The following is a 25,140-nucleotide window of genomic DNA, read 5'->3' on the forward strand; positions in this document are numbered from 1 at the left end:
GAAATTCATGAGCATCAAAGCTGAAGAAATCAGTGCGCTGATTAAAAAGCAGATTGAAAACTATCAGTCGGAAATTAAAGTAAGCGATGTAGGTACAGTTATCACTGTTGGTGATGGTATCGCACGCGTTCATGGTTTAGATAATGCAATGTCTGGGGAGCTCTTAGAATTTTCCAATGGTTCAATGGGTTTAGCACAAAACCTTGAGCAAAATAACGTAGGTGTTGTTATTCTTGGACCTTTCAGAGACATTCAAGAAGGCAGTGAAGTACGCCGTACAGGAAGAATCATGGAAGTTCCAGTTGGAGAAGAATTAATCGGACGTGTTGTAAATCCGCTTGGACAGCCATTAGATGGTCTTGGCCCAATCGCTACAACAAAAACTCGTCCAATCGAAAGCCCTGCTACAGGTGTTATGGACCGTAAATCTGTTCATGAACCATTACAAACAGGGATTAAAGCTATCGATGCTCTAGTTCCAATCGGACGTGGACAACGTGAGTTAATCATTGGCGACCGTCAAACTGGTAAAACATCAGTTGCGATCGATACAATCCTTAACCAAGCTGACCAAAACATGATCTGTATTTATGTTGCTATTGGCCAAAAAGAATCAACAGTTCGTGGAACAGTTGAAACACTACGTAAAAATGGTGCATTAGATTACACAATCGTTGTATCTGCATCAGCTTCTCAACCAGCACCACTTTTATACCTAGCTCCATATGCTGGTGTGACTATGGGTGAAGAGTTTATGTTTGCTGGCAAGCACGTTTTAGTGGTTTATGATGATCTTTCTAAACAAGCATCAGCATACCGTGAACTTTCCTTGCTGCTTCGCCGTCCTCCAGGTCGTGAAGCTTTCCCTGGGGATGTATTCTACTTGCATTCCCGCTTACTTGAGCGTGCAGCTAAATTGAATGACACTTTAGGTGCTGGTTCAATCACTGCGCTTCCATTTGTTGAAACACAAGCAGGCGATATCTCTGCTTACATTCCAACAAACGTTATTTCCATCACAGATGGACAAATCTTCTTACAATCTGATTTGTTCTTCTCAGGTGTACGTCCTGCGATTAACGCTGGTCTTTCCGTATCCCGTGTTGGTGGATCTGCACAAATTAAAGCGATGAAAAAAGTTGCTGGTACATTACGTCTAGACTTAGCTTCTTATCGTGAATTGGAAGCATTCTCTCAATTCGGTTCTGATCTTGATGCTGCTACACAAGCAAAACTTAACCGTGGTGCTCGTACAGTTGAAGTTCTTAAGCAAGATCTAAACAAACCAATTAAAGTTGAAAAACAAGTCATGATTTTCTATGCATTAACTAAAGGTCATTTAGATGATATTCCAGTATCGGATATCCTTCGTTTTGAAGAAGAATACTATGTGTTCCTAGATCGTTCTCATCCAGAATTATTAGATCACATTCGCACAACTAAAGGTCTTCCTGAAGACGCTGCTATCGTTGCTGCAATTAACGAGTTCAAAAAGAATTTCGTTATTTCTGAATAATAAGGTCTAACTAATTTATAAAGGGTGGTGAGAATGAATGGCCTCTTTACGCGATATTAAGTCTCGGATTACTTCAACGAAAAAGACGAGTCAAATTACAAAAGCGATGCAGATGGTATCTGCTTCTAAAATGAACCGTGCAGAAGCGAATGCTAAAGCATATGTTCCTTATATGGAAAAAATTCAAGAAGTAGTATCAAGTATTGCGAACGGAAGTACGGATGCATCTCATCCAATGCTTGTCTCACGTCCAGTAAAGAAAACCGGTTACCTGGTAATCACATCGGACCGAGGATTGGCAGGAGCCTACAACAGTAGTATCCTACGCCACGTTCATAAAACTATTCTTGAACGCCATAAATCCAATGATGAGTTCGTCATTATCGCAATCGGAAGGGTTGGCCGTGATTTCTTTGTCAGCCGTAATATGCACGTAGAGCTTGAAGTAATTGGTGTTCCTGATCAGCCGTCTTTCGCTGACATTAGCTCCCTTGCTAAATCAACAGTGAATTTGTATCTAAATGAACTGTGTGATGAGCTTTATATGTACTATAACCATTATGTCAGCCCAATCCAGCAGGATGTAACGGAAAAGCAAGTCCTTCCGTTAGCTGACTTTAATACTTCCAATGCAGCATTGACTTCTTATGAATTTGAACCTAATGCAGAAGAAATTCTTGAGGTATTACTACCTCAGTACGCAGAAAGTTTAATTTATGGTGCTTTGTTAGATGGTAAAGCAAGTGAGCACTCTGCACGTATGACTGCAATGAAAAATGCAACCGATAATGCAAAAGAATTGATCGATTCACTTTCATTGCAATATAACCGTGCACGTCAGGCCGCAATTACTCAAGAAATCACGGAAATTGTCGGCGGTGCAGCAGCTTTAGAATAAAATCATTAAAGGGGCGGCCGGCCCGGACGATATGCTGGCCGTTCCATAAATTTGATAGTCGTTATAAGCAACGTTAGGAGGGAAAACGATGAATATAGGACGCGTTACTCAAGTTATGGGTCCGGTTGTTGACGTGAAATTCGAAGACGGACAACTTCCTAAGATCTATAACGCGTTAAGAATCGAAAATACAGCGTCTGGTACAGGACTAACTCTTGAAGTAGCCCTTCAACTAGGTGATAATACAGTTCGTACTGTAGCAATGTCTTCCACGGATGGTTTAACTCGTGGTGCAGAGACTGTTGATACAGGAGCTCCAATTTCCGTTCCTGTAGGTGAAGTAACTCTAGGTCGCGTTTTCAACGTATTAGGGGAAAATATTGACCTATTTGAACCACTTACAGCAGAAGTACGTCGTGATCCAATTCACAGACAAGCACCAACTTTTGAGGACTTATCAACATCAGTTGAAATTCTTGAAACTGGTATTAAAGTAGTAGATTTACTTGCACCTTACATCAAAGGTGGTAAAATCGGTCTCTTCGGTGGTGCCGGTGTTGGTAAAACTGTACTTATCCAAGAACTTATTAATAACATCGCACAAGAGCACGGCGGTATCTCAGTATTCGCTGGTGTAGGTGAGCGTACTCGTGAAGGAAATGACCTTTTCTACGAGATGACTGATTCTGGTGTTATTAAGAAAACAGCTATGGTATTCGGACAAATGAACGAGCCACCAGGTGCACGTATGCGTGTAGCTTTAAGTGGTTTGACAATGGCTGAATATTTCCGTGACGAACAAGGACAAGACGTTCTTTTCTTCATCGATAACATCTTCCGTTTCACTCAAGCAGGTTCAGAGGTTTCTGCCCTTCTAGGCCGTATGCCTTCAGCGGTAGGTTACCAACCAACCCTTGCTACAGAAATGGGTCAATTACAAGAACGTATCACATCAACTAATAAAGGTTCTGTTACATCTATTCAAGCGATCTATGTACCTGCCGATGACTATACGGATCCGGCTCCAGCTACAACTTTCGCTCACTTAGATGCAACAACTAACCTTGAGCGTAAACTTTCTGAAATGGGTATCTACCCAGCAGTTGATCCATTGGCTTCTTCTTCTCGTGCTCTTAGCCCAGAAGTCGTTGGAGCTGAGCACTATAAAGTAGCTCGTCAAGTTCAATCAACTTTACAGAAATATAAAGAACTTCAAGATATTATTGCGATCTTGGGTATGGACGAGTTAAGCGAAGACGAAAAAGTAATCGTTGCTCGTGCCCGTAGAATTCAAAACTTCTTGTCACAAAACTTCCACGTGGCTGAACAATTCACTGGTCAAAAAGGATCTTATGTACCAGTTAAAGAAACAGTCCAAGGATTCAAAGATATCCTAGCTGGAAAATACGACGAACTTCCTGAAGATGCTTTCCGTCTAGTTGGTCGCATCGAAGAAGTTATTGCTAAAGCAAAAGAAATGGCTTAATTAAAGGGACCTAGGAGGGAATGAAATGAAGACCATTAAAGTCAATGTTGTTACTCCCGATGGCCCAGTATATGATGCAGAAGTTGAAATGGTAAGCACTAAAGCTAAAAGTGGTGAGCTGGGAATTATGGCTGGACACGTTCCAACTGTAGCTCCTCTTACCATCGGTGCTGTCCGTCTTAAAAATGGAAGCAACACAGACTATGTAGCTGTAAACGGTGGCTTCTTAGAAGTTCGCCCTGATGTGGTAACCATTTTAGCTCAATCTGCTGAAAGAGCTGAAACTATCGATCTTGCACGCGCTCAAGCAGCAAAAGCACGTGCGGAACAAAGATTGCAGAACAATGATGGATCAAATGATGCCAAAAGAGCTGATTTATCGCTTAAACGTGCTATCAATCGGATTCAAATTGCAGAAATGCGATAATTTTATATAATCAAAACACCAGGACTTTCTAATTGCAGAGAGTCCTGGTGTTTTTTATTTTAGGCATGCAATCTAAACTGCCTTTAAAAGAGCTTATTATCATACAAACTCATAATTTCTGCATTTGAACGTCGAAATATGAAAAAATCTGCTGAAAGTTCATAAAAAATATCGAATTATAGTGTAAAGTATTTTCCATATTAAGCCTTACTTCATCGACATACTAATTTCTGGATGATATAATGTATACGCTTACATTTATTACTTCTTGCCCCCTCGTTGTCACGTTACTTCTAAAAAATTGTAGCACTGCATAAATATTTAAAACAAGATTCCAATAAAAAAGAAGACAAGCAAGTTAAAAATACACCTATTAAACATGATTTCTCTATAAAGGGAGATGGACATGGGACAGCTGCATATTTACCAAAATAACTATTTAATTGTATTTGTTTTTCTTAGTCTTGGCATTTTACTACCTTTAGTCGCATTATTTATTGGAAGACTGCTTAGACCATACAAACCGAATGATATGAAATACACGACTTATGAAAGTGGGATCGAGCCTTTTCAGGATTCAAGAGTTCAGTTCAATGTCAGGTATTATTTATTTGGCTTGATGTTCGTCATTTTTGATGTAGAAACTGTTTTCCTTTACCCATGGGCAGTAGCTTACGACGAGCTGGGGCTGTTTGCGCTAATTGAAATGTTATTTTTTGTCCTTATCCTTTTATTAGGACTAATCTACGCTTGGAAAAAGAAGGTGTTAAAGTGGAATTAAAATTAGACGACCTTACTCCTGCAGAAATGGAAGAATTGCGTCACAGTATTTTTTTATCCACACTTGAACAAGTAAAGGCCTGGGCAAGAAGTAATTCCCTATGGCCAATGACTTTTGGTTTAGCATGCTGTGCGATTGAAATGATGGGAGTGGGTTCCTCTCATTATGATTTGGACCGTTTTGGTTCTTTTTTCCGGACATCACCTAGACAATCGGATGTCATGATTGTTTCTGGCACTGTAACGAAAAAAATGGCTCCGATAATAAGGAGATTGTACGACCAAATGCCAGAGCCGAAATGGGTTATTGCTATGGGGTCTTGTGCAACTGCAGGAGGACCATATGTGCGATCATATTCGGTTGTCAAAGGGGTAGATCAAATAGTACCTGTTGATGTTTATATCCCTGGGTGCCCCCCAAACCCGGCAGCACTTATTTATGGTATTAATAAATTAAAAGAAAAAATCCGTTACGAAGCGAAAACTGGAAAGCGGGTGATATAGATGAGTGAAGAGCAGGATTTAGCGCAACAAAAGAAAGAGGCAGCTGCAAAGGCAAAAGCCGCAGCTTTAGCCCGAAGAAAGTCAAAAGAAAGTGTTACAGAAGAACGGGAAGGAAATATGAATGTAGCGAAACAAAAAGCCGCCGCAGCTGCAAAGGCAAAAGCAGTTGCTTTAGCCCGAAGGCAGTCAAAAGAAAGTGTTACAGGAGAACCGGAAGGAAATATGGATGTAGCGAAACAAAAAGCCGCCGCAGCTGCAAAGGCAAAAGCAGTTGCTTTAGCCCGAAGGCAGTCAAAAGAAAGTGTTACAGGAGAACCGGAAGGAAATATGGATGTAGCGAAACAAAAAGCCGCCGCAGCTGCAAAGGCAAAAGCCGCCGCTCTCGCCCGAAAACAATCAAAAGAAAGTGGAATAGAAGAATCGGAAGGAAATATGGATGTAGCGAAACAAAAAGCCGCTGCAGCTGCAAAGGCAAAAGCCGCCGCTCTCGCCCGAAAACAATCAAAAGAAAGTGGAATAGAAGAATCGGAAAGAAGTATGGATGTAGCGAAACAAAAAGCCGCCGCAGCTGCAAAGGCAAAAGCTGCTGCTCTCGTCAAAAGAAAGGAATTAGTGGGCAAAGAAGAGGATCCAGAAAAAGCAAAGGCTAAGGCCATTGCTGCTGCAAAAGCGAAAGCAGCCGCGGCTGCAAAGACCAGGGCTAGAGTAGAGGAGAGTACAGAAGTTCACACCCCAGATGAACCTTCACCAAACCAATCAATACTCGATCAAATTGTTCAGGCTATTGAAAGGAATTTGGGACAAGGTGCTCTAACAGATTACTATATTAATAACCTATCAAAAGATGTCCCCACATTAGTTGCTAAACCAGATACATATTTTCAAATAGCTAAAATTTTACGATATGATGAACAGTTGAACTTTCACTATTTATCAGAACTGCATGGATCAGATTTTGAAACTCATATGGAAATCTATGTTCACCTATATTCATTTAATACGAATCATTCGGCTGCCTTGAAAGTGAAGCTGGATAGGGATTCTCCAGTTGTTCCTTCATTAGTCCCTTTATGGTCGGGGGCAAATTGGCCTGAATGTGAGGCCTACGATTTACTCGGTATCCTCTTTCAGGGACACCCTGATTTAAAGCGGATTTTACTTGGTGAGGATTGGATTGGGTATCCTCTTCGAAAAGATTATCAGCCTTATGATGTGGAGGTGTAACCCAATGTTACGGACGGAAGAAATGCTTCTCAATGTCGGGCCACAGCATCCGAGTACACATGGTGTTTTTCGGCTTGTCATCAAAATCGATGGTGAAATAATAAAAGAGGCTACACCTGTCATAGGGTATCTACATCGCGGTACGGAAAAATTAGCGGAAGATCTACAATATACTCAGATTATTCCCTATACCGACCGACTGGATTATCTGGCCGCTATGACAAATAATTATGTGCTTTGTCATGCTGTTGAAACAATGATGGGGGTTGAAATCCCCGACAGGGCTGAGTATTTGCGGGTAATCGCAATGGAGTTAGGCAGAGTTGCGAGTCACCTTGTTTGGTGGGGAACGTATTTGCTTGATATTGGAGCGACGAGCCCCTTTTTATATGCTTTTCGTGAACGTGAAATGATCGTTAACTTATTGACTGAATTGTCAGGTGCACGACTTACATTTAATTATATGCGGGTCGGAGGTGTGAAATGGGATGCTCCTGAAGACTGGATTGAAAAGGTGGCAGAGTTTGTTCCTTATATGAGGGAGCAGCTAGCTGGTTACCATGAGCTGGTAACAGGGAATGAAATCTTCGTGAACCGAGTTAAGGGAGTGGGCACCTATTCGAAGGAAGAAGCGCTTCAGTACTCACTAAGCGGTGCAAACTTAAGGTGTACAGGTGTAAAATGGGATTTAAGAAAAAATGAACCATATTCTATTTATAACAGGTTTCAATTTAATATTCCTACCCGAGAAGAAGGCGATGCTTTTTCACGCTATCACTGCAGGATGGAGGAAATTGAAGAATCATTGAAAATCCTTGAGCAGGCGGTTGAGCAGTTTCCAGCCGAAGGACCAATCATTGCTAAGGTCCCGAAAATAATAAAGGTACCAAAAGGCGAGGCCTTTGTCCGAATTGAATCACCAAGAGGGGAAATCGGCTGTTATATCGCAAGCGAGGGAAAAAAGGAGCCGTACCGGTTAAAATTCCGCCGACCTTCATTTTATAATCTGCAAATTCTTCCAAAGTTACTGGAAGGGGAAAATATGGCGAACTTGATAACGATACTAGGTGCCATCGATATTGTATTAGGGGAGGTGGATGGATAAATGATCCAGGATTTGCTTCAATCCACGCCAAGTCTACTGAATTTTGGCATCTTTTTTGGCTTGGCTGTGCTGCTCCTATTTGTTGTTTTAGGGTTTGTCACCTATGGTATTCTTTCTGAACGAAAAATCATGGGGTTCATGCAGTTGCGGGTGGGGCCAAATCAGATTGGTGGTAAATGGGGGCTTTTGCAGACCGTTGCCGATGTTTTGAAGCTTTTAATCAAGGAAGATACAATCCCAAAAAAAGCCGATAAGCCGCTTTATATATTGGCACCGGTAATCGCCTTTGCTCCAGCTTTCATGGTCCTTGCTACATTGCCATTTACCGATGCATTTCAATTTGCCGATATAGGTGTCGGACTATTGTATTATATGGCGGTTTCCGGTATTACGACGATTGGTATCGTCACGGCAGGCTGGGCATCCAACAATAAATACTCTTTGATTGGCGGAATGCGGGCGGCAGCGCAAATGATATCGTATGAAATTCCGCTCGTGATGTCGTTAGTGGGGATAGTCCTGTTGACAGGGAGCTTAAACTTAAATGATATAGTCGCTGCACAGGAGAAGGTTTGGTTCATTTTTCTTCAACCAATTGCGTTTATAGTTTTTTTTATTGCATCGGTAGCTGAGTTGAACAGGGTCCCTTTTGATCTTCCGGAAGCGGAATCTGAACTCGTTTCGGGTTATCATGTTGAATACTCTGGATTTCGCTGGGCGTTCTTTATGTTGTCGGAATATGTGTATATGTTTGCAATGGCTACATTAACCACTGTATTATTTTTAGGGGGATGGAATTCTATACCGTTTCTGGATTTTATTCCGGCAGCTGTCTGGTTTGGACTGAAGTTTAGTGCTGTGTTTTATGTATTGGTTTGGATTCGTGTAACCTTTCCGCGTATAAGGGCCGACCAATTGATGGAGTTCGGCTGGAAAGTACTGCTGCCGATTGCGTTAGCTAATATATTTTTAACTGCACTTTTAAAAGAATTATTTAAACTTTTTTAAAAAACTTTAAGCTAATCAGAAAGCGAGGGGTTAATATGCTTGGCTTAGCAAAAGGTTTAACCTATACGTTGAAGAACTTGACACGGAAAAAAGTGACCTACGACTACCCAAATGAGCCGCTGCCGCTCCCTGATCGATTCCGTGGAATACAAAAATTCTATCCTGAGAAGTGCATTGTATGCAATCAATGTGTGACGATTTGTCCAACAGATTGTATACAATTAACAGGGAAAAAGCATCCGGACCAAACAAAAAAAGGTAAAATCATCGATACGTATGACATCAATTTTGAGATATGTATTTTGTGTGATCTATGTACGGAGGTTTGCCCTACTGAAGCGATAGTGATGACGAATCAATTTGAACTGGCGGAATACAGCCGTGAACAGTTATTTAAAAATCTGGAGTGGCTGGATGAAAATGATGAAAATATCCGGAAGGTGAATAAAGTATGAGTTTGTCCGGTGAATTAATTGCATTTTTGGGTTTGGCATTCGTCGCCATATTAGGCGGTGTGCTGCTAATTACGTTAACAAAAGTGGTACACATGGTAATTGCCCTTGTCTTTACATTTCTAAGCATTGCAGGCATTTATATGCTGCTCTCGGCAGAATTTGTGGCAGTCGTACAAATCTTAATCTATTCTGGGGCAATTACGATCGTGATGTTGTTTGGAATTATGCTGACTAAACATCAAGAACGCGAAGAACCGTCAAAAGGGAGGTGGGGAAAATTCTCTTTGTTGCTAGCGGTTGCTGGATTTGCTGTGGCAGTTTATCTAGGTATTTACAATCTGCATATACCTGTTCAGCCAACGACCTTGCATGAGGAAAATACGAAACAAATTGGCATTGAGCTGTTTTCCAAATATGTGATTCCATTTGAAGTGATGTCTGTTCTCCTGCTTGTTGCTTTAGTAGGTGCCATTGTGTTAGCAAAAAAAGACGATAAGGATGAGGAGGGAGATCAATTATGACAGGAGTTCCCTTGTCGGCTTATCTGGTATTGGCACTAGTTTTATTTTGTATTGGACTGTATGGCGCATTGGTAAAAAGAAATGCGGTCATTGTTTTGATTTCCATTGAGCTGATGCTGAACGCTGCGAATATCAATTTGGTTGCTTTCAGTAAATTTGGAGTAACGCCATCCATTACTGGTCAAGTGTTTTCATTATTTACAATTACAATTGCTGCAGCCGAGGCAGCTGTTGGGCTGGCCATATTAATGGCCCTTTATCGTAATCGTAAGACGGTCAATGTTGATGAAATGGATTCAATGAAGCATTGAAGGTTTATATAAATGAAGAAGGGGATTTGATACGATGATGGAGAATGCTTGGCTCATACCGATCTTCCCACTCGTCACGTTTCTGGTTCTGCTTCTATCAGGCAGGAGATGGCGAGAACAAGGAGCCTATATAGGAATATTATTAACGCTAGCTTCGTTTATTTTATCGCTGCTTGTCTTGATAGAACGGTTTAAAGAACCTACTTATAAAGTAACGATAGATTGGCTTTCCATCGGTGGGACGCAACTTACGGCAGGATTTGAAATCAATCAGCTTAATGCCTTGATGCTCGTGATTGTTTCACTTGTTAGCCTGCTTGTCCAGATTTACTCGAAGGGGTACATGTACGGTGAAGAGCGATTCTCCATTTTCTATGCATACCTTGGTTTCTTCACCTTTGCAATGCTTGGGCTTGTCATGGCACCCAATTTATTGCAACTCTATTTCTTCTGGGAATTGGTCGGGGTTGGATCCTTCCTATTGATTGGGTTTTACTTTTATAAACAAGAAGCAAAGAAGGCAGCGAAGAAGGCCTTTATTATGACCAGAATAGGTGATGTAGGGCTTTTAATTGGCATTATTCTACTATTCTGGGAAACTGGTAGCTTTGAATATGGAGAGATCTTTCAAGCTGTTCAAGCTGGCGAGATTTCAGTTGGAAGGTTGACGTTGATTGGTGTTCTGATTTTTATCGGTGCGGTTGGGAAATCGGGACAGTTTCCTCTTCACACTTGGCTTCCTGATGCAATGGAAGGTCCGACTCCTGTATCTGCACTGATTCACGCAGCAACTATGGTTGCAGCAGGAGTTTACTTGGTAGCCACTATGTTTCCGTTGTTTCTGGCAAGTGTTACAGCAATGCACGTCGTAGCAGTAACGGGTGGATTTACAGCCATCTTTGCCGCAAGCATTGCTCTTGTGCAAAAGGATGTTAAGCGTGTGCTAGCCTATTCGACGATCTCCCAACTTGGCTTTATGATGCTAGCTTTAGGTACGGCTGGATATGTAGCAGGGGTGTTTCATTTAATGACTCATGCTTTTTTTAAAGCATTGCTGTTTTTAGCAGCAGGAAGTGTAATTCATGCTATACATACACAGAACATAGAAAAAATGGGTGGGTTATGGAAAAGGTTGAATTGGACAGGACCGCTTTTCTTGATTGGAACTTTGGCGATATCGGGGTTTCCCTTGCTGTCAGGGTTTTTCAGTAAAGATGAAATTCTCATGTCAGCCTGGGAGCATGGGGATTATCTCCTATTTACACTTGCGGTGATTACATCTTTTTTAACCGCATTTTATATGTTCCGCCTGTTTTTCATGATATTTGCAGGAGAATCACAAAGTCCAGTTAATCAGGTTAAGGAATCACCTTTAATCATGTTACTTCCTATGTTTATTTTGGCGTTGCTTGCTGTGATTAGTGGATATATTCAAACCCCATGGTTCGGAACATTCCTTGGTGATTGGCTAGTCGAAGGAAATGAAACGCTGCTTGGTGCTAGCCATAATGAGGGACCAGTGTGGATTATGTTTATGGCCGTGTTTGTATCGCTTGCTGGCATATTACTTGCTTATATGATGTACGCTAAAAAGAAGATACCCCGGGACTGGCTCTTCAAAGAGAACTCCAAATTATATAAAGTTTTAGATAATAAGTATTTTATTGATGAGATTTACTTTTTTACAGTAGGCTATGCAATTAAGGTCTTTAGTTTATTTCTTTCTTATATTGAAAAGTTCATTGTCGGGGGATTGATCTCAACAGTAACAAGTTCAATAGAGGGGCTAGGGAAAATAGGGTCTAAACTGCAAACAGGACAGGTGCAGCAGTATGGCATGATCGCCTTTCTTGGGCTCGCGGTACTATTGGTCATCTTTGCGTTAACAGGGGGGTATTTAAGATGAATGTCTATTTGCTCTCACTATTAGTGTTTTCTCCGCTACTTGGCATTGTAATGGTTGCCATTATGCCGAAAAAAGAGGAAAGGACAATCAAGCAATTCGGTTTTTTTGGAACACTGCCTCCCCTTATTCTCTCGTTATTTCTATTTAGTCAATATTATTCGGGTGTGGCACTCTCTTCCTTTGATACCAAGATGAATTGGATCCGATTTGGAAATTTGGCGATGTATGACCCTAAATTGTTTACCGTTAATTTTGAATTGGGTCTGGATGGGTTAAGTCTCATCTTTATATTACTGACAACAATCGTTTCGTCGTTAGCAGCGATGGCTTCTATTTATATAAAACAAGAGTGGAAAGGGTATTACCTTTTATTTTTTATTTTAGAGATTGGTATGCTCGGTGTCTTTACAGCAGAAAACTTAATTCTTTTTTTCATCTTTTTTGAAATGACTTTGATTCCGACTTTCTTTTTAATTGGGAGATGGGGATTTTTAGAGAAGGAGAAAGCAGCTTATAGTTTCCTAATTTATAATGGCATTGGTTCGGCGGTTTTATTGGTGGCTATTTTGATTTTGTTTGCCCGGACAGGAACGACGAATATTGCGGCTTTGTCTCAGATGATGACGATGGGCGGCGTCTCGCTCTTTGCACCAATTTCCGGTTCGATGAAGTATGGATTATGTTTGGCCTTCATCATAGCTTTTGCGATTAAGCTGCCCGTATTTCCCTTCCACAGCTGGATGGTGCGGGTTCATGCCGAGGCACCGCCCTCCATTGTTATGATTCATGCAGGTGTCCTTTTGAAAATAGGGGCATACGGAATCATCCGGTTTGGAATGGGGATTTTCCCGGAACAATATAAAAGCCTGGCCTTTATCGTTGTACTTTTTGGAGTCCTAAGCTTGTTGTATGGTGCATTTTTAGCGTTAGTGCAAACGGATTTCAAGCTCGTTTTAGCATATTCCTCGGTTTCGCATATGGGAATCGTTATGATGGGGCTGGGGGCCTTGAACGAATCGGGTATTCAGGGAGCCATCTTTCAAGTTATCTCACATGGATTAATTGCTGCTTTGTTGTTTTTCTTGGTTGCCGTGTTGTATGAGCGTACGGGTACAACCATGTTTAATAAACTTGGCGGCTTGACAAAGTCGATGCCAATATTTTCTGGACTTTTGTTAGCCGGCGGGATGGCTTCCCTCGGTTTGCCTGGGATGTCTGGCTTCATCAGTGAATTTATGGTATTTCTCGGCTTATTCAAGAGTCAGCCATTGTTTGGGGCAATCGGAGCTCTGGGACTTGTTTTAACGGCTGTCTATATGCTGAGAGCGGTCCTGATGATAACGTTTGGTAAAAGTAATAGCTTGGTAGAGAAAGAGAAACATGACCTTAAGGGGCTGGAGTTTGTGCCAACCGTGGTACTCCTCGGGTTGATTATATCGGTTGGGGTGTACCCAAATCTATTAGGCGGGCCTCTTCAAGAAACGATTGATGCCATGATGCTAGCGCTAGGGGGGCGATGAAGGATGGATTGGAACACAATGCTTTCTTACAATTGGGGAGCGATGATGCCAGAATTCATCATCCTTGGAACGGCCATGATTCTTTCGATATTGGATTTATTCTGGCCAAAGCATTTTAATCGAAGGAAACTTGCATGGCTCGCGTTAACCGGAATTATTCTGGCATTTTTGTCACTGATTAGCTTATTTTCCTATGAGACTGTAAGCATCTTATCCGATACATTTCGTTTAGATTCATTTGCAAAAGCATTTAAGCTAATCTTATTATTCGGAGCGGGTCTTGTCATCCTCCTTGCTGAAAGCTACGAGCCCCAAGAGGGATTGCAGGAGCATCGCGGGGAATTTTATTATCTGTTCCTGACCGCATTGCTTGGGGCGATGATCATGACCTCAAGCGGTGATATGATAACCTTGTTTGTTGGACTAGAGCTACTTTCACTTTCTTCTTATATATTAGTAGGAATACGTAAACATAATCGAAAGTCTAATGAAGCGTCTATGAAATATGTGATTAACGGCGGTATTTCCACGGCAATTACTTTGTTCGGAATGAGCTATTTATATGGAGTGACCGGCTCGGTAAATCTAGGGGAGATGAGCCGGACGATGGCCGCTATGACGGATGGTCAGCTGCAATACATTATGGGTCTCGCTTTCTTCATGGTTTTTGTTGGTTTATCCTTTAAGATTGCTGCTGCTCCGTTTCATATGTGGGCGCCGGATGTCTATGAGGGAGCACCTACTCCTGTTGTTGCCTTTTTAAGTGTCATCTCGAAAACTGCAGGATTCGTCATTATCCTGCGCATCTTCCTTTCACTGTTTCTAACCGCTCCCGGTGATACATTCGGAGCACTCGACTTTTTGGAAAAAAATAATATCTATATAGCTTTTGTGGCAGGTTTGACAATCATTATTGGAAATGTAATTGCATTAAGACAACAAAACTTAAAACGGTTATTTGCCTTTTCTAGTATCGCCCATGCCGGTTACCTCCTTATAGCGGTAGCGACAATGGGCGGTGGCTACTTCCTGATGGATACAGTCTGGTTTTACTTACTGGCATATTTACTAATGAATATCGGCGTATTTGCGGTCATTCAACTGCTTTCCAGTCAAAGTGGCTCAGAGGACATAAGTATTGTGGCAGGGCTTGGGGGGAGATCTCCTTACCTTGCCATAGCATTTACTGTCTTTATCCTCTCGTTAGCTGGAATTCCTGGAACGACAGGGTTCATCGGCAAACTGAATATTTTTCTTGGAACATTCATTACTGAACCTGGACATTATGTCCTTGCAGGGATCATGATTGCAGGTACAATTGTGTCCTATGTGTATTATTTTGGATTATTGGTTCAAGTCTTTTTCCGCCCCATTCATTCAGACAAGGTAATTAAAATTCGATCCGGTCTGTCCACCGTTATAATTATTTGTCTAGTAGGCACCATCCTTTTCGGGATAGTTCCAAATATAGCCTTGGATTTTCTCCATAATCAATTTGGGGATTTTACAGACTTTATTTCGAGTGAATGATATAATGCCTGTATTAGAGGCTTGTTCCATTGGATCAAGCCTCTATTTACAGTTTCAAAAAGATATTTTGCAATTCTTCCTTTTATATTCCAAATTCGAAGGGGTTTTGTGTTAGAATAGAAGACGGGTGTCTTTTAGGAGGTATGTACATGTTTTCAACAATGGGACAGCAGGCTTTAACAGGAATAATTGCACACTTGTTTTTCATTGCAGTTACCTGGTGGGCTTTACAGGCATTACACTTTGATAAAATTTTAAGATCCAATTCAGTCATCAAGGCCAGGGTTTTATATATTTTATTAACGGTTGCCATTGGTTCAGTTGTTAGTAATTTCTTCCTTGACTACCTGGGATTTGCGAACCAACTCCCATATATGTTTAGTGATGATTAATAAGCTGTAAGGCTCTGCTTATAGCAAAATATGATTCTACTCTTGTATTCGCCATACTTCCCCTGCTATTAATAATATCAGGTAGTGAGGTGTCACCAATTGTCGGAAAACACGAAGTATGAACTCTCTCCTTGTGGAAAGAATGTATAAAAGGGGAGGGATTTAACATGCATAATTGGAACAAAAAAATGTTAACATACATAGTATTTCTTGGTTTGATGGTGATTTTAATTGGGAATAGAACGATTGTGGCAGAAAGTAAAACCGATATAGTCAAGTTGGTGGAACTGCTACAACAGGATAAGGATTTAAACATAGGAGAATGGTCTGTATATGCTAGAGAAATAAATAAAGAGATTGCAACTAAACAAGATTTTGAAAGAGAAGTATCAGTTTTAAAACAAAAATACCCTCAATTTCAATGGTACCGGGAAGATGATGCTTCCGGCTGGAAGGCTGAGGCGTTAATTCACAATGTCGATTCAGGTCTAACCGAGTCTATTAAAATAATGACAACGGAAGAGAAATTTGATAAAGTTACCTATGTTATTTACGAAGTGAAGGGGCAAAAGTGGAGAAAAGCTAATTCAGCCTTCTTTACAACAACGTTCCAGAACAGGGTGAATGACCTATTTATAGGAACTCCTTCAATTTTTTCTTGTATAAAAGGGTCTATCAATGATAATATGGATTCGGTTTTAAACTCTAAAACTGAAGATCTGTTAGATATGTTCCAAGCAAGGGAAATTGAGAGTGTGCATGAAACAAACTTTACATCTATATCTGCACATTCAACATTGTTTAAACAACCTTTGACAAAAGAAAAATTAAATTTGCAGTTTGGGCTACGGACAGAAGGATTGGGTGACAGAACGAACTTTGTAGTTGGCACACCAATCATAACGTTTGAATATTAATATAGAGAAAATGGACGCGGAGGGGAATACTTTTGGAAAAAATCATCGTCCGCGGCGGAAATAGGCTTAGCGGGACAGTTAAAGTAGAAGGTGCTAAAAACGCCGTTTTGCCAGTTATCGCTGCAACATTATTAGCAAGTGATGGGAAAAGTATCATTAAAGATGTTCCTACGCTCTCCGATGTATATACAATCAACGAAGTATTGCGCAACTTAAATGCAGATGTTGCCTTTCATGACAATCAAGTAACTGTAGATGCATCAAGAGAGTTATTAGAAGAAGCACCATTTGAATATGTACGTAAAATGAGAGCTTCCGTTTTAGTGATGGGCTCATTATTAGCAAGGAATGGCCGGGCCCGCGTTGCTCTCCCTGGTGGTTGTGCCATCGGTTCTCGTCCTATCGATCAACATTTAAAGGGCTTTGAAGCGATGGGAGCAAAAGTGAAGGTCGGTAACGGTTTTATTGATGCCGAAGTTGAAGGCAGACTTAAGGGTGCAAGAGTGTACCTTGACTTCCCAAGTGTAGGTGCCACTGAAAATATCATGATGGCAGCAACACTTGCTGAAGGTACGACTATACTTGAAAATGTGGCCAAAGAGCCTGAAATTGTAGATCTTGCGAATTTCCTTAATAAAATGGGTGCCAAAGTTAGAGGCGCTGGTACGGGTACAATGAGAATCGAAGGTGTCGATAAATTATATGGCACTGAACATGCGATTATACCTGACCGCATCGAGGCTGGTACGTTTATGACGGCGGCTGCTCTTACCGGTGGTAACGTTCTTGTTCAAGGAGCTGTGCCTGAACATCTTACTTCCCTTATTGCGAAAATGGAAGAAATGGGCATTACAATCCTTGAGGAAGAAGATGGATTGCGTGTTATCGGTCCAAAAACCTTGAAGGCTATTGATATTAAAACAATGCCACATCCTGGTTTCCCAACTGATATGCAATCACAAATGATGGCATTATTATTGCGTGCTGAAGGAACAAGTATGATTACGGAGACAGTGTTCGAAAACCGTTTTATGCATGTTGAAGAATTCCGCCGCATGAATGCGAATATAAAAATTGAGGGTCGTTCTGTTATTGTGAATGGACCAACTAATATTCAAGGTGCTGAAGTGGCTGCAACTGATTTACGTGCTGCTGCTGCGCTTATCCTGACTGGATTAGTTGCGGATGGCATTACTCGTGTTACAGAATTAAAGCATCTTGACAGAGGATACGTAAACTTCCATGGTAAATTAGCATCTTTAGGTGCTGATGTGGAGCGTATTAACGAAGAAGTACCTTCAGAAACAAAAAAAATTGCCGATTTAAACGCATAAGATATCTTAAAAAACCCATTCACGCTTCAGTCATTGAAGTGTGAATGGGTTTTTTGTTTTGTTCTAGTATTAAAACTTCTAACTCAGTAACTGTCGTTTTTCTATTCATAAAAGCTTGTCCTTCGACATACATATGTTATGTAGAGATACCTGCTGGATGGGAGAATATCAGCAGAGAACAAGTGTAGGGAGGCCCAGGATTTGAAAGCTATCAAACCGATGATCGTACTATTTATAGCAGTAGCATTTGTGATTATTATGATTCCAGCAGTGCTTGTGCTTCCATTTTCAAGTGATAAGACAAGTGGAAAGTTAGACGAACAATTAGAACAGAAAGCAAAGGAAGAGGGTAAAGAAGTGAGTACAAATGAAATGAGTTCCGTTGAAGTTGCTGTTTACCGTACATCTGCTAAAAAGATTCAAAAACTGCCGATTGAATCGTATTTGGCTGGAGTGGTTGCAGCTGAAATGCCGGCGGATTTTGAGGAAGAAGCATTGAAGGCCCAAGCATTGACAGCCAGAACTTACATTGTCGATCAGCTCATAAACGATAATCGAATGGGCTTGCCAGACGGTGCAGATGTGAGCGATACGGTAATGCATCAAGTTTATATGAATAATGATGAGCTAAAAGAGCAGTGGGGCTCTGATTATAAATGGAAGATGAAGAAAATTAACAAAGCTATTAAGGAAACACAAGGCCAAATTCTAACCTATAATGGAAAACCAATTACAGCGACTTTTTTTTCGACCAGCAATGGATATACAGAGAATTCCGAGGACTATTGGGAAGCAGAGTTTCCTTATTTAAAAAGTGTATCCAGTCCATGGGATAAAGAATCACCAAAGTTTTATAATAAAATGGTAGTGGACGCTGCGGATTTTGAAAAGAAGCTAGGCGTAAGTCTATCATCAGCGACAACAATAGGGACTGTCATTGAAAGAACATCAGGTAATCGTGTAGGTGTAGTTGAAATCGGCGGAAAGAAATTGACAGGGAAGCAGATTCGTGAAAAGCTCGGATTGAAGTCATCTGATTTTAACTGGGAGCGCCAAGGCAACCAAATTGTCATCACGACTAAAGGATATGGACACGGAGTTGGAATGAGTCAATACGGTGCTAATGGAATGGCCAGGGAAGGAAAAAACTATGAAGATATTGTAAAGTACTACTATAAAGGGGTAAAAGTACAGTCTTCTAGCAAGTGGATGAATACAATGACGGCGAAAAAATGAGAGATGGGATTCCCCATCTCTCATTTTTTTTCGCCTAATTTTTCTATAATAGTTAAAAAGCCACGTTCGTGCTTGAAATAGTGGTAGTGAACATGAAAATAGACAGCCAATACTCCGATGATATCTTTGATTACATCTATTAAGGTGGCGGAACGATAGGGAATGAAAGATTGATGATATTCATCTACAATACCGTATAAGCCTGCCACAAGGGCTGCCAACAAGCTTAGCGTTGGCTTCAGTTTTTGGTTTACTGCAAGAGCAGATACGAATAATATGTACAAAATTGCAAATTCGACTAAATGAAGTGCCTCTTTGATAAATCGGTCCGTTGATGATGAGGGGATATCAAGAATAACATCATCAGGAAGGCTGGACATTGTCCAAATGGCAATCATATATAAAAAAGGTAATAACGTTAACACGAGTTTAAAGGCTTTTTTCATAAATTAAACATCCTTCAACAATAAGATACAAAACATTTTACCATTCTACGAATAAAATCGGTTTCTTTTCCACAAAATAAATCTAAAAAATTTTTTACCAAAATGTATATAATCTTAGCAAAATGTTCAGAATGATTGCTGAGGTGATTAATATGAGAGAGGAAGAAAAGAAACCAACTTCCAAAATCCGACGTATACTTAAACAACGTTGGGCGTTATCAGCAATCTATATCGCAAGTGCAGCCATAATCTTAGCCGCGGCCTTCTTATTACAAAATAGTTTTGATGATTCAGCTAATGACGGTAAAGAGGACTCAGCTGAAACAGGAAAAAACTACGATCAGCCTTCAGTCGAGGTCAATAGTAATCTTGAGACAATCAAGATGCCTGTAGCCAATGCCGACAAAACGGTAATTAAAAAACAATTCTATGATGTGAATGCAGATGAAAAGGCACAAGAAGAAGCTTTGGTTTTCTACAACAATAGATATGAGCAAAACAAAGGTATAGACATTGCAATGGAAGATGGAAAAGCTTTCGATGTAAAAGCATCGTTAAGTGGAAATGTAACGAAAGTTCAAGACGATGCTTTGCTTGGCAATTTAATTGAAGTTGAGCATGAAGATGGTGTTGTTACTCGTTATCAATCAGTGAAAGATATCAAAGTAGCGGTTGGTGACAAAGTGAAACAAGGGCAAGCTATTGCTACTGCTGGAAAAAGTCAAATCAATGAAGAAGCAGGCGTGCATGTCCACTTCGAAATCAGAAAAGATAACATTGCATTAAATCCAATTGATTTTGTTGATAAACAAGCATCTGCCATTCAATCAGCAACTGAAACAGAAGGCAGCACACTTGACAATTCAACTGAGAAAGAAGAAACACCAGCAGTTGACGAATCTAAAACTGAGAAAGAAGAAACACCAGCAATTGACGAATCAGAAACTGGAACAGATGAAACGCCTGCAGTTGATGAAACTGAAGAGGGCACAGATTTAGAAAGTGGTACTGATAAGGAAGGCTCTACACCAGGTGAAGATTCTACTGAGAAAAGCGATTCCTTGAAAGATTCGTTAAATCAATCTAATTAAGATTAAGATTTTTAATAAAATCAAAACATAAACCTTGAGCGTTTCGAATGACAACAACTGAAAATTTGGTAAAAGGAAGCCGTTCATTTTGAACGGCTTCCTTTTTTCTTTCGAGGAAATATTGGTTCAAACGCTGAAACCCTCGCTCTTCCGACAAATTTCTCGGGAAATAATTTGTTTTTAAGGAAAATAAACAGATAAATCTTAGAAATAAATCTAATTCACCTGTCCCATTAGGCATATATTCTTAACCAAGCTAATAAGATGTTATAAACCATGAAAAGAGAGTGTTTGAGGTGAGGAATCGTTTATTACAAATTATCTAATAGTTGAATAATTCTATCTTTCATTGTTTATAGGGCAGCGGTATTCGATTCGAAAAATACGAATCTCATTTCACACTTCTCACATCCAATTTGGGGAGGTCGAGTGGTGTGCACGATTACATCAAAGAAAGAACTATCAAGATAGGAAAGTATATCGTGGAAACTAGAAAAACAGTTCGCGTCATTGCAAAAGAGTTCGGAGTCTCTAAAAGTACAGTGCATAAAGACTTAACGGAGAGGCTGCCAGAAATTAATCCTGATTTGGCTAACGAAGTGAAGGATATATTGGATTATCATAAATCCATTCGTCACCTTCGAGGTGGAGAAGCGACAAAATTAAAATATAAACGATCTGAAAGAGAAGAAGAAATCGTTAAATAAGTATTTAAATTGATTCCGGTATTTGGAAGTGATTCGAGAAATTAGGGAATAGATAAAGAGGACATGAAAATGTGTCATCTTTATAAAACCTTGATTATGAATCTCCATGCCGGGATTTTTTTATTGGGTAAAAGTATGGGATAGTGATTATGGATATATGTAGGTGCATTGATGATGTTTCATATTGGTTATTTAGGAAAAAATAGTATATGTTTATGTTTATTTATAATTCATACTTACTTGTGTCAATACGATATGGTAAAATAAACAATTAGGACAGAAGTAGGTTATATGTGAGGATATTCAAGGAGGATTTAAGAAATGTTTGCTAGAGATATTGGGATAGATCTTGGAACAGCCAATGTTCTAATACATGTCAAAGGTAAAGGAATTGTGTTAAATGAGCCTTCGGTAGTAGCGATCGATAAGAATACAAACCGTGTTCTTGCTGTCGGGGAAGAAGCTCGTAAAATGGTAGGCCGGACTCCAGGAAACATCATCGCAATTCGTCCTTTAAAAGACGGCGTCATTGCGGACTTTGATGTAACAGAATCGATGCTTAAGCATTTTATAAATACATTAAATGTGAAAGGCTTTCTTTCAAAGCCTAGAATTTTAATTTGCTGCCCAACAAACGTAACAAGTGTTGAACAAAAGGCGATTAAAGAAGCTGCAGAAAAGAGCGGTGGAAAGAAAATATTCCTTGAAGAAGAACCAAAAGTAGCTGCAATCGGTGCTGGCATGGATATTTTTCAACCAAGCGGCAACATGGTCGTAGATATCGGCGGCGGTACAACTGACATTGCGGTTCTTTCGATGGGGGATATCGTTACGTCTTCTTCTATTAAAATGGCCGGTGATAAATTTGATAATGAAATTTTACATTATATCAAACGGAAGTATAAGCTTCTAATCGGTGAACGTACAGCAGAAAACATTAAAATTCAGGTTGCAACAGTCTTCCCTGGTTCACGTAAAGAAGTCATTGATATTCGTGGGCGTGATATGGTATCAGGATTACCTAGAACCATCTCTGTCAACTCTGAAGAAATTGAAGAAGCTCTTCGCGAGCAAGTTTCTATCATCGTACAAGCTGCAAAAAGTGTACTTGAGCGGACACCACCTGAACTTTCTGCCGATATTATTGACAGAGGCGTCATTTTAACAGGCGGAGGCGCATTGCTTCATGGTATTGATCTCCTTCTTGCAGAAGAACTTAAAGTCCCAGTACTTGTAGCAGAAAATCCAATGGATTGTGTTGCAATTGGAACTGGAATTATGCTTGATAATATGGACAAATTGCCACGGCACAAATTCAATTAAAAAGCGGACGTGAAAATCTGCATTATAAGATAGGGGTCTAAGGTTCAGACAAACATGAGGCATAGTGAAAGTGCGTGCAGTTCTAGTACTGATGAGCAATAGGCCCTCTTCTTTTAGTTGAAAATTTAACACCATTCCTTTAAATCTGACCTAGCCTATAATACAGACAAATTCTTCTGCCTAATGCTTTTCTTTTTTCCTTAAGATACTGAAGTTTATGACCGATAAGATAGATATAAGAAATTAAACGGTATAAGTAATGTAGAATAAGGAGTGAAGAAGATGTTAAGAGGTTTTTATACAGCTGCTTCTGGGATGCTTACACAGCAAAGGCGTACAGAAATGCTTACAAACAATATGTCCAATGCAAATACAACAGGGTTTAAAGCTGACCAAACGAGTATAAGATCTTTTCCGGAAATGCTTCTCAGCAACATCGATAGTAAAACGATTCCTACAGAAAACAAATTAAGCATGTCGAAGTTTTCTCAGGTAGGGAGCCTTAGTACCGGTGTTTATGTACAAGAAACCAATCCTTTATTTACACAAGGTACTCTAGAGGAAACCCAGCTTAATACAGATCTTGCCTTGGCTGACGAAAATCTTCCAATCAATGAAGGAACCGGTCGGCAAGGGGCGGTGCTTTTTACTGTTCTGGATGGCGATGGTGGACTCCGTTATACACGTAACGGCAGTTTTACTTTAGATGGGCAAGGGTATTTGACTACCCCTAATGGTTATTATGTACTGGATGAGAATAATGAACGAATTCAGCTTGATAGTGATCAGTTTACCGTTACAGAAAACGGTGTTATTTTAGAAGGAAATGTTCAAAAGGCACGCCTTGGCATCGGTTTTTCAGATAATCCATCTGCACAGCTTATGAAAGATGGAGAAGGTCTTTATAAAGTTGTGAATGATGATGAATTACCTAGTGCATATGCGGGTGCAGAGGTTAGTTTTTCTACGAAACAAGGTTTTCTTGAGGGCTCGAATGTCGATCAATCGAGAACGATGACAGAAATGATGTCGTCATACCGCTCTTTTGAAGCTAGTCAGAAAGTCCTTCAAGCCTATGATAAAAGTTTGGATAAAGCGGTCAATGAGGTTGGCAAGCTTTAAGTAATCGATTTGTAGAAAACTGTCTTTGGGAATTTGAACATTTAAGGGGAATGTCTATGAATCGAACTATGATAACAGCGACGAATACGCTAAACCAACTTCAAAGTAAAATTGATCAAATCAGCAATAATATTGCCAATGTGGATACGACTGCTTACAAAAAGACCCAAACGAGTTTTAATGACTTGTTAACGCAAAGTTTTGATAATCAGCCGAGTAAGTCCAAGGAAATTGGAAGGTTGACAACACCTGGTATTCGACAGGGAACAGGTGCTAAGATAAGTCAATCTCAATTGGTGCTTGCACAGGGGGCTTTAAAGACGACAGACCGTAATCTTGATGTGGCATTCACAAAGGAAGATCTATTCTTTACGGTAAGCGTTCAGGATGACAAAGGGGTCAATACAAGGTTAACACGGGATGGTGCTTTTTATTTATCCCCTAGTGCGAAAAATCCAGAACAAATGCTGCTAGTTACCTCTGCTGGGCATCGAGTCCTTGATGAATATGGGGAGCCGATCCTTATTGAGGGGAGTATTAAAGAAATCACAGTTTCGGAAAAAGGCTTATTGACGGTTGATACGGAGGAATTTGGCGAGAAGAGTTTTAGGCTCGGCGTTGTCTCGGTAAAAAAACCACAATTCCTTGACCAATTAGGTGGTAATTTACTTGGTCTTCCCGATAACATGAGAGGCCTGGGCGTTACGGAAGATGATATAATGACAGCGCTAACAGGAGATTCACGTAGTGAAATAGCTGTCCGCCAAGGCGTCCTAGAGTCCTCGAATGTCGATCTTTCTAAAGAAATGACGGATTTAATCAATGTTCAGCGTCATTATCAGTTTCAATCTCGTGCCGTAACGATGGCTGATCAAATGAGCGGATTAATCAATGGTATCCGTTGAGTAATAGGAATACAGAATAAAGAATACCTCGCTGCGAGTTTATAACAAATCAGTTATAATTAATACTTTAACAAAGGTATTTGTTGGCGCTTTTCATTTCGACATGGCTGCCGATAGTATGAGAAGAGAGAAAATCAGTCGGCGAGTTTTCTTAGAAAAAGGAGCTTTTACATCTTATATGGAGCAAAAAAGTGTAGTGAGACAACAACTTAATGAAGAGGTAATGGAAGTTGAAGCGAAACAGAACCGTAGAATCAGGGTCCGTCTTTTGCCAATTTGGCTTCGTTTACTCATTGTTATGGGATTAATTTTCTTTGCTGTATTATCTGGGGCGCTTTTAGGTTACAGTGTGATCGGTGGAGGACACGCAACGGATGTTTTTCAAAAATCAACGTGGACCCATATTATTGATATTGTAAACAAAGACGCATAGTTCCATATTTTTCGAAGTAGTTGCCGTTGTTATAGAAATATTT

At 40.2% G+C, this 25,140-nt stretch carries 26 protein-coding genes; 25 read left to right on the forward strand and 1 reads right to left on the reverse strand.

What is annotated here, in order from left to right; translation table 11 throughout:
• The first annotated feature begins 7 nt into the window (after positions 1-7).
• The 19 genes from atpA to spoIID all read left to right on the forward strand — a co-directional run bounded on the left by atpA (position 8) and on the right by spoIID (position 19,070).
• Positions 8-1,516 (forward strand): F0F1 ATP synthase subunit alpha, encoded by a 1,509-nt coding sequence (gene atpA, locus JFU50_RS11025; protein ID WP_053348485.1) that lies wholly within the window; start codon positions 8-10, stop codon positions 1,514-1,516.
• 37 nt (positions 1,517-1,553) lie between these two features.
• A complete protein-coding gene (locus JFU50_RS11030) occupies positions 1,554-2,414 on the forward strand; it encodes a F0F1 ATP synthase subunit gamma (RefSeq protein WP_201187476.1) in 861 nt (286 codons plus the stop codon).
• An 88-nt stretch (positions 2,415-2,502) separates the two neighbouring features.
• Positions 2,503-3,900 carry a F0F1 ATP synthase subunit beta gene (gene atpD, locus JFU50_RS11035; protein WP_201187474.1) on the forward strand — a complete coding sequence of 466 codons (1,398 nt, stop codon included), beginning with the start codon at positions 2,503-2,505 and terminating at the stop codon, positions 3,898-3,900.
• 25 nt (positions 3,901-3,925) lie between these two features.
• Positions 3,926-4,327: a F0F1 ATP synthase subunit epsilon gene (locus JFU50_RS11040; RefSeq protein ID WP_201187472.1), complete on the forward strand. Its 402-nt coding sequence runs from the start codon at positions 3,926-3,928 to the stop codon at positions 4,325-4,327.
• A gap of 406 nt (positions 4,328-4,733) precedes the next feature.
• The gene (locus JFU50_RS11045) at positions 4,734-5,108 is read left to right on the forward strand and encodes an NADH-quinone oxidoreductase subunit A (RefSeq protein ID WP_201222606.1); all 375 of its coding nucleotides are present in this window, start codon (positions 4,734-4,736) and stop codon (positions 5,106-5,108) included.
• 26 nt (positions 5,109-5,134) lie between these two features.
• Positions 5,135-5,611, forward strand: coding sequence for a NuoB/complex I 20 kDa subunit family protein (locus JFU50_RS11050; protein WP_176527554.1), 477 nt, complete (start codon positions 5,135-5,137; stop codon positions 5,609-5,611).
• Positions 5,612-6,835, forward strand: a complete 1,224-nt coding sequence (locus JFU50_RS11055) for an NADH-quinone oxidoreductase subunit C (protein WP_201222608.1) — start codon at positions 5,612-5,614, stop codon at positions 6,833-6,835.
• Between the two features lie 4 nt (positions 6,836-6,839).
• Positions 6,840-7,940, forward strand: coding sequence for an NADH-quinone oxidoreductase subunit D (locus tag JFU50_RS11060; RefSeq protein ID WP_098177153.1), 1,101 nt, complete (start codon positions 6,840-6,842; stop codon positions 7,938-7,940).
• The gene (nuoH, locus tag JFU50_RS11065) at positions 7,941-8,948 is read left to right on the forward strand and encodes an NADH-quinone oxidoreductase subunit NuoH (protein WP_053348493.1); all 1,008 of its coding nucleotides are present in this window, start codon (positions 7,941-7,943) and stop codon (positions 8,946-8,948) included. It abuts the gene before it with no gap.
• 35 nt (positions 8,949-8,983) lie between these two features.
• The gene (nuoI, locus tag JFU50_RS11070; protein WP_053348494.1) at positions 8,984-9,403 is read left to right on the forward strand and encodes an NADH-quinone oxidoreductase subunit NuoI; all 420 of its coding nucleotides are present in this window, start codon (positions 8,984-8,986) and stop codon (positions 9,401-9,403) included.
• On the forward strand, positions 9,400-9,924 hold the full coding sequence (locus JFU50_RS11075; protein WP_201187466.1) for an NADH-quinone oxidoreductase subunit J: 525 nt from the start codon (positions 9,400-9,402) through the stop codon (positions 9,922-9,924). Before nuoI ends, JFU50_RS11075 begins: the two co-directional genes overlap by 4 nt.
• Positions 9,921-10,235 (forward strand): NADH-quinone oxidoreductase subunit NuoK, encoded by a 315-nt coding sequence (gene nuoK, locus JFU50_RS11080; RefSeq protein WP_056524221.1) that lies wholly within the window; start codon positions 9,921-9,923, stop codon positions 10,233-10,235. Before JFU50_RS11075 ends, nuoK begins: the two co-directional genes overlap by 4 nt.
• Before the next feature lie 34 nt (positions 10,236-10,269).
• A complete protein-coding gene (gene nuoL / locus JFU50_RS11085; protein WP_201187464.1) occupies positions 10,270-12,141 on the forward strand; it encodes an NADH-quinone oxidoreductase subunit L in 1,872 nt (623 codons plus the stop codon).
• Entirely contained in the window at positions 12,138-13,661 is a 1,524-nt protein-coding gene (locus JFU50_RS11090; RefSeq protein ID WP_201187462.1) for a complex I subunit 4 family protein, read from the forward strand. The genes nuoL and JFU50_RS11090 overlap by 4 nt, the downstream gene beginning before the upstream one ends.
• A gap of 3 nt (positions 13,662-13,664) precedes the next feature.
• A complete protein-coding gene (gene nuoN, locus JFU50_RS11095) occupies positions 13,665-15,191 on the forward strand; it encodes an NADH-quinone oxidoreductase subunit NuoN (RefSeq protein WP_201187460.1) in 1,527 nt (508 codons plus the stop codon).
• A gap of 149 nt (positions 15,192-15,340) precedes the next feature.
• Positions 15,341-15,583, forward strand: coding sequence for a DUF1146 family protein (locus JFU50_RS11100; protein ID WP_053348500.1), 243 nt, complete (start codon positions 15,341-15,343; stop codon positions 15,581-15,583).
• A gap of 167 nt (positions 15,584-15,750) precedes the next feature.
• Positions 15,751-16,500, forward strand: a complete 750-nt coding sequence (locus JFU50_RS11105; RefSeq protein WP_201187458.1) for a YwmB family TATA-box binding protein — start codon at positions 15,751-15,753, stop codon at positions 16,498-16,500.
• Between the two features lie 32 nt (positions 16,501-16,532).
• Complete coding sequence (murA, locus tag JFU50_RS11110; protein WP_053348502.1) at positions 16,533-17,834, forward strand: UDP-N-acetylglucosamine 1-carboxyvinyltransferase; 1,302 nt, start codon at positions 16,533-16,535, stop codon at positions 17,832-17,834.
• Positions 17,835-18,035: 201 nt separating this feature from the next.
• The gene (gene spoIID / locus JFU50_RS11115) at positions 18,036-19,070 is read left to right on the forward strand and encodes a stage II sporulation protein D (RefSeq protein ID WP_201187456.1); all 1,035 of its coding nucleotides are present in this window, start codon (positions 18,036-18,038) and stop codon (positions 19,068-19,070) included.
• 20 nt (positions 19,071-19,090) lie between these two features.
• Here spoIID and JFU50_RS11120 read toward each other — a convergent pair whose 3' ends face one another.
• Positions 19,091-19,516 (reverse strand): VanZ family protein, encoded by a 426-nt coding sequence (locus tag JFU50_RS11120; RefSeq protein ID WP_201187454.1) that lies wholly within the window; start codon positions 19,514-19,516, stop codon positions 19,091-19,093.
• A 131-nt stretch (positions 19,517-19,647) separates the two neighbouring features.
• On the opposite strand from JFU50_RS11120, the gene JFU50_RS11125 reads away from it, so the two are divergent.
• From JFU50_RS11125 to JFU50_RS11150, 6 genes are all read left to right on the forward strand, one after another.
• A complete protein-coding gene (locus tag JFU50_RS11125) occupies positions 19,648-20,607 on the forward strand; it encodes a M23 family metallopeptidase (RefSeq protein WP_242489038.1) in 960 nt (319 codons plus the stop codon).
• Positions 20,608-21,041: 434 nt separating this feature from the next.
• The gene (spoIIID, locus tag JFU50_RS11130) at positions 21,042-21,314 is read left to right on the forward strand and encodes a sporulation transcriptional regulator SpoIIID (protein WP_034315767.1); all 273 of its coding nucleotides are present in this window, start codon (positions 21,042-21,044) and stop codon (positions 21,312-21,314) included.
• A 321-nt stretch (positions 21,315-21,635) separates the two neighbouring features.
• Positions 21,636-22,637, forward strand: a complete 1,002-nt coding sequence (gene mreB / locus JFU50_RS11135) for a rod shape-determining protein (protein WP_053348506.1) — start codon at positions 21,636-21,638, stop codon at positions 22,635-22,637.
• Positions 22,638-22,919: 282 nt separating this feature from the next.
• The gene (locus JFU50_RS11140; RefSeq protein WP_201187450.1) at positions 22,920-23,759 is read left to right on the forward strand and encodes a flagellar hook-basal body protein; all 840 of its coding nucleotides are present in this window, start codon (positions 22,920-22,922) and stop codon (positions 23,757-23,759) included.
• A 56-nt stretch (positions 23,760-23,815) separates the two neighbouring features.
• Positions 23,816-24,664, forward strand: a complete 849-nt coding sequence (locus JFU50_RS11145) for a flagellar hook-basal body protein (RefSeq protein WP_201187448.1) — start codon at positions 23,816-23,818, stop codon at positions 24,662-24,664.
• 103 nt (positions 24,665-24,767) lie between these two features.
• Entirely contained in the window at positions 24,768-25,097 is a 330-nt protein-coding gene (locus tag JFU50_RS11150) for a DNA-directed RNA polymerase subunit beta (RefSeq protein WP_242486080.1), read from the forward strand.
• The last annotated feature ends 43 nt before the right edge of the window (positions 25,098-25,140 follow it).

The organism is Peribacillus sp. TH14, assembly GCF_016651145.1.
In the GTDB taxonomy this organism is placed as follows: domain Bacteria; phylum Bacillota; class Bacilli; order Bacillales; family DSM-1321; genus Peribacillus; species Peribacillus butanolivorans.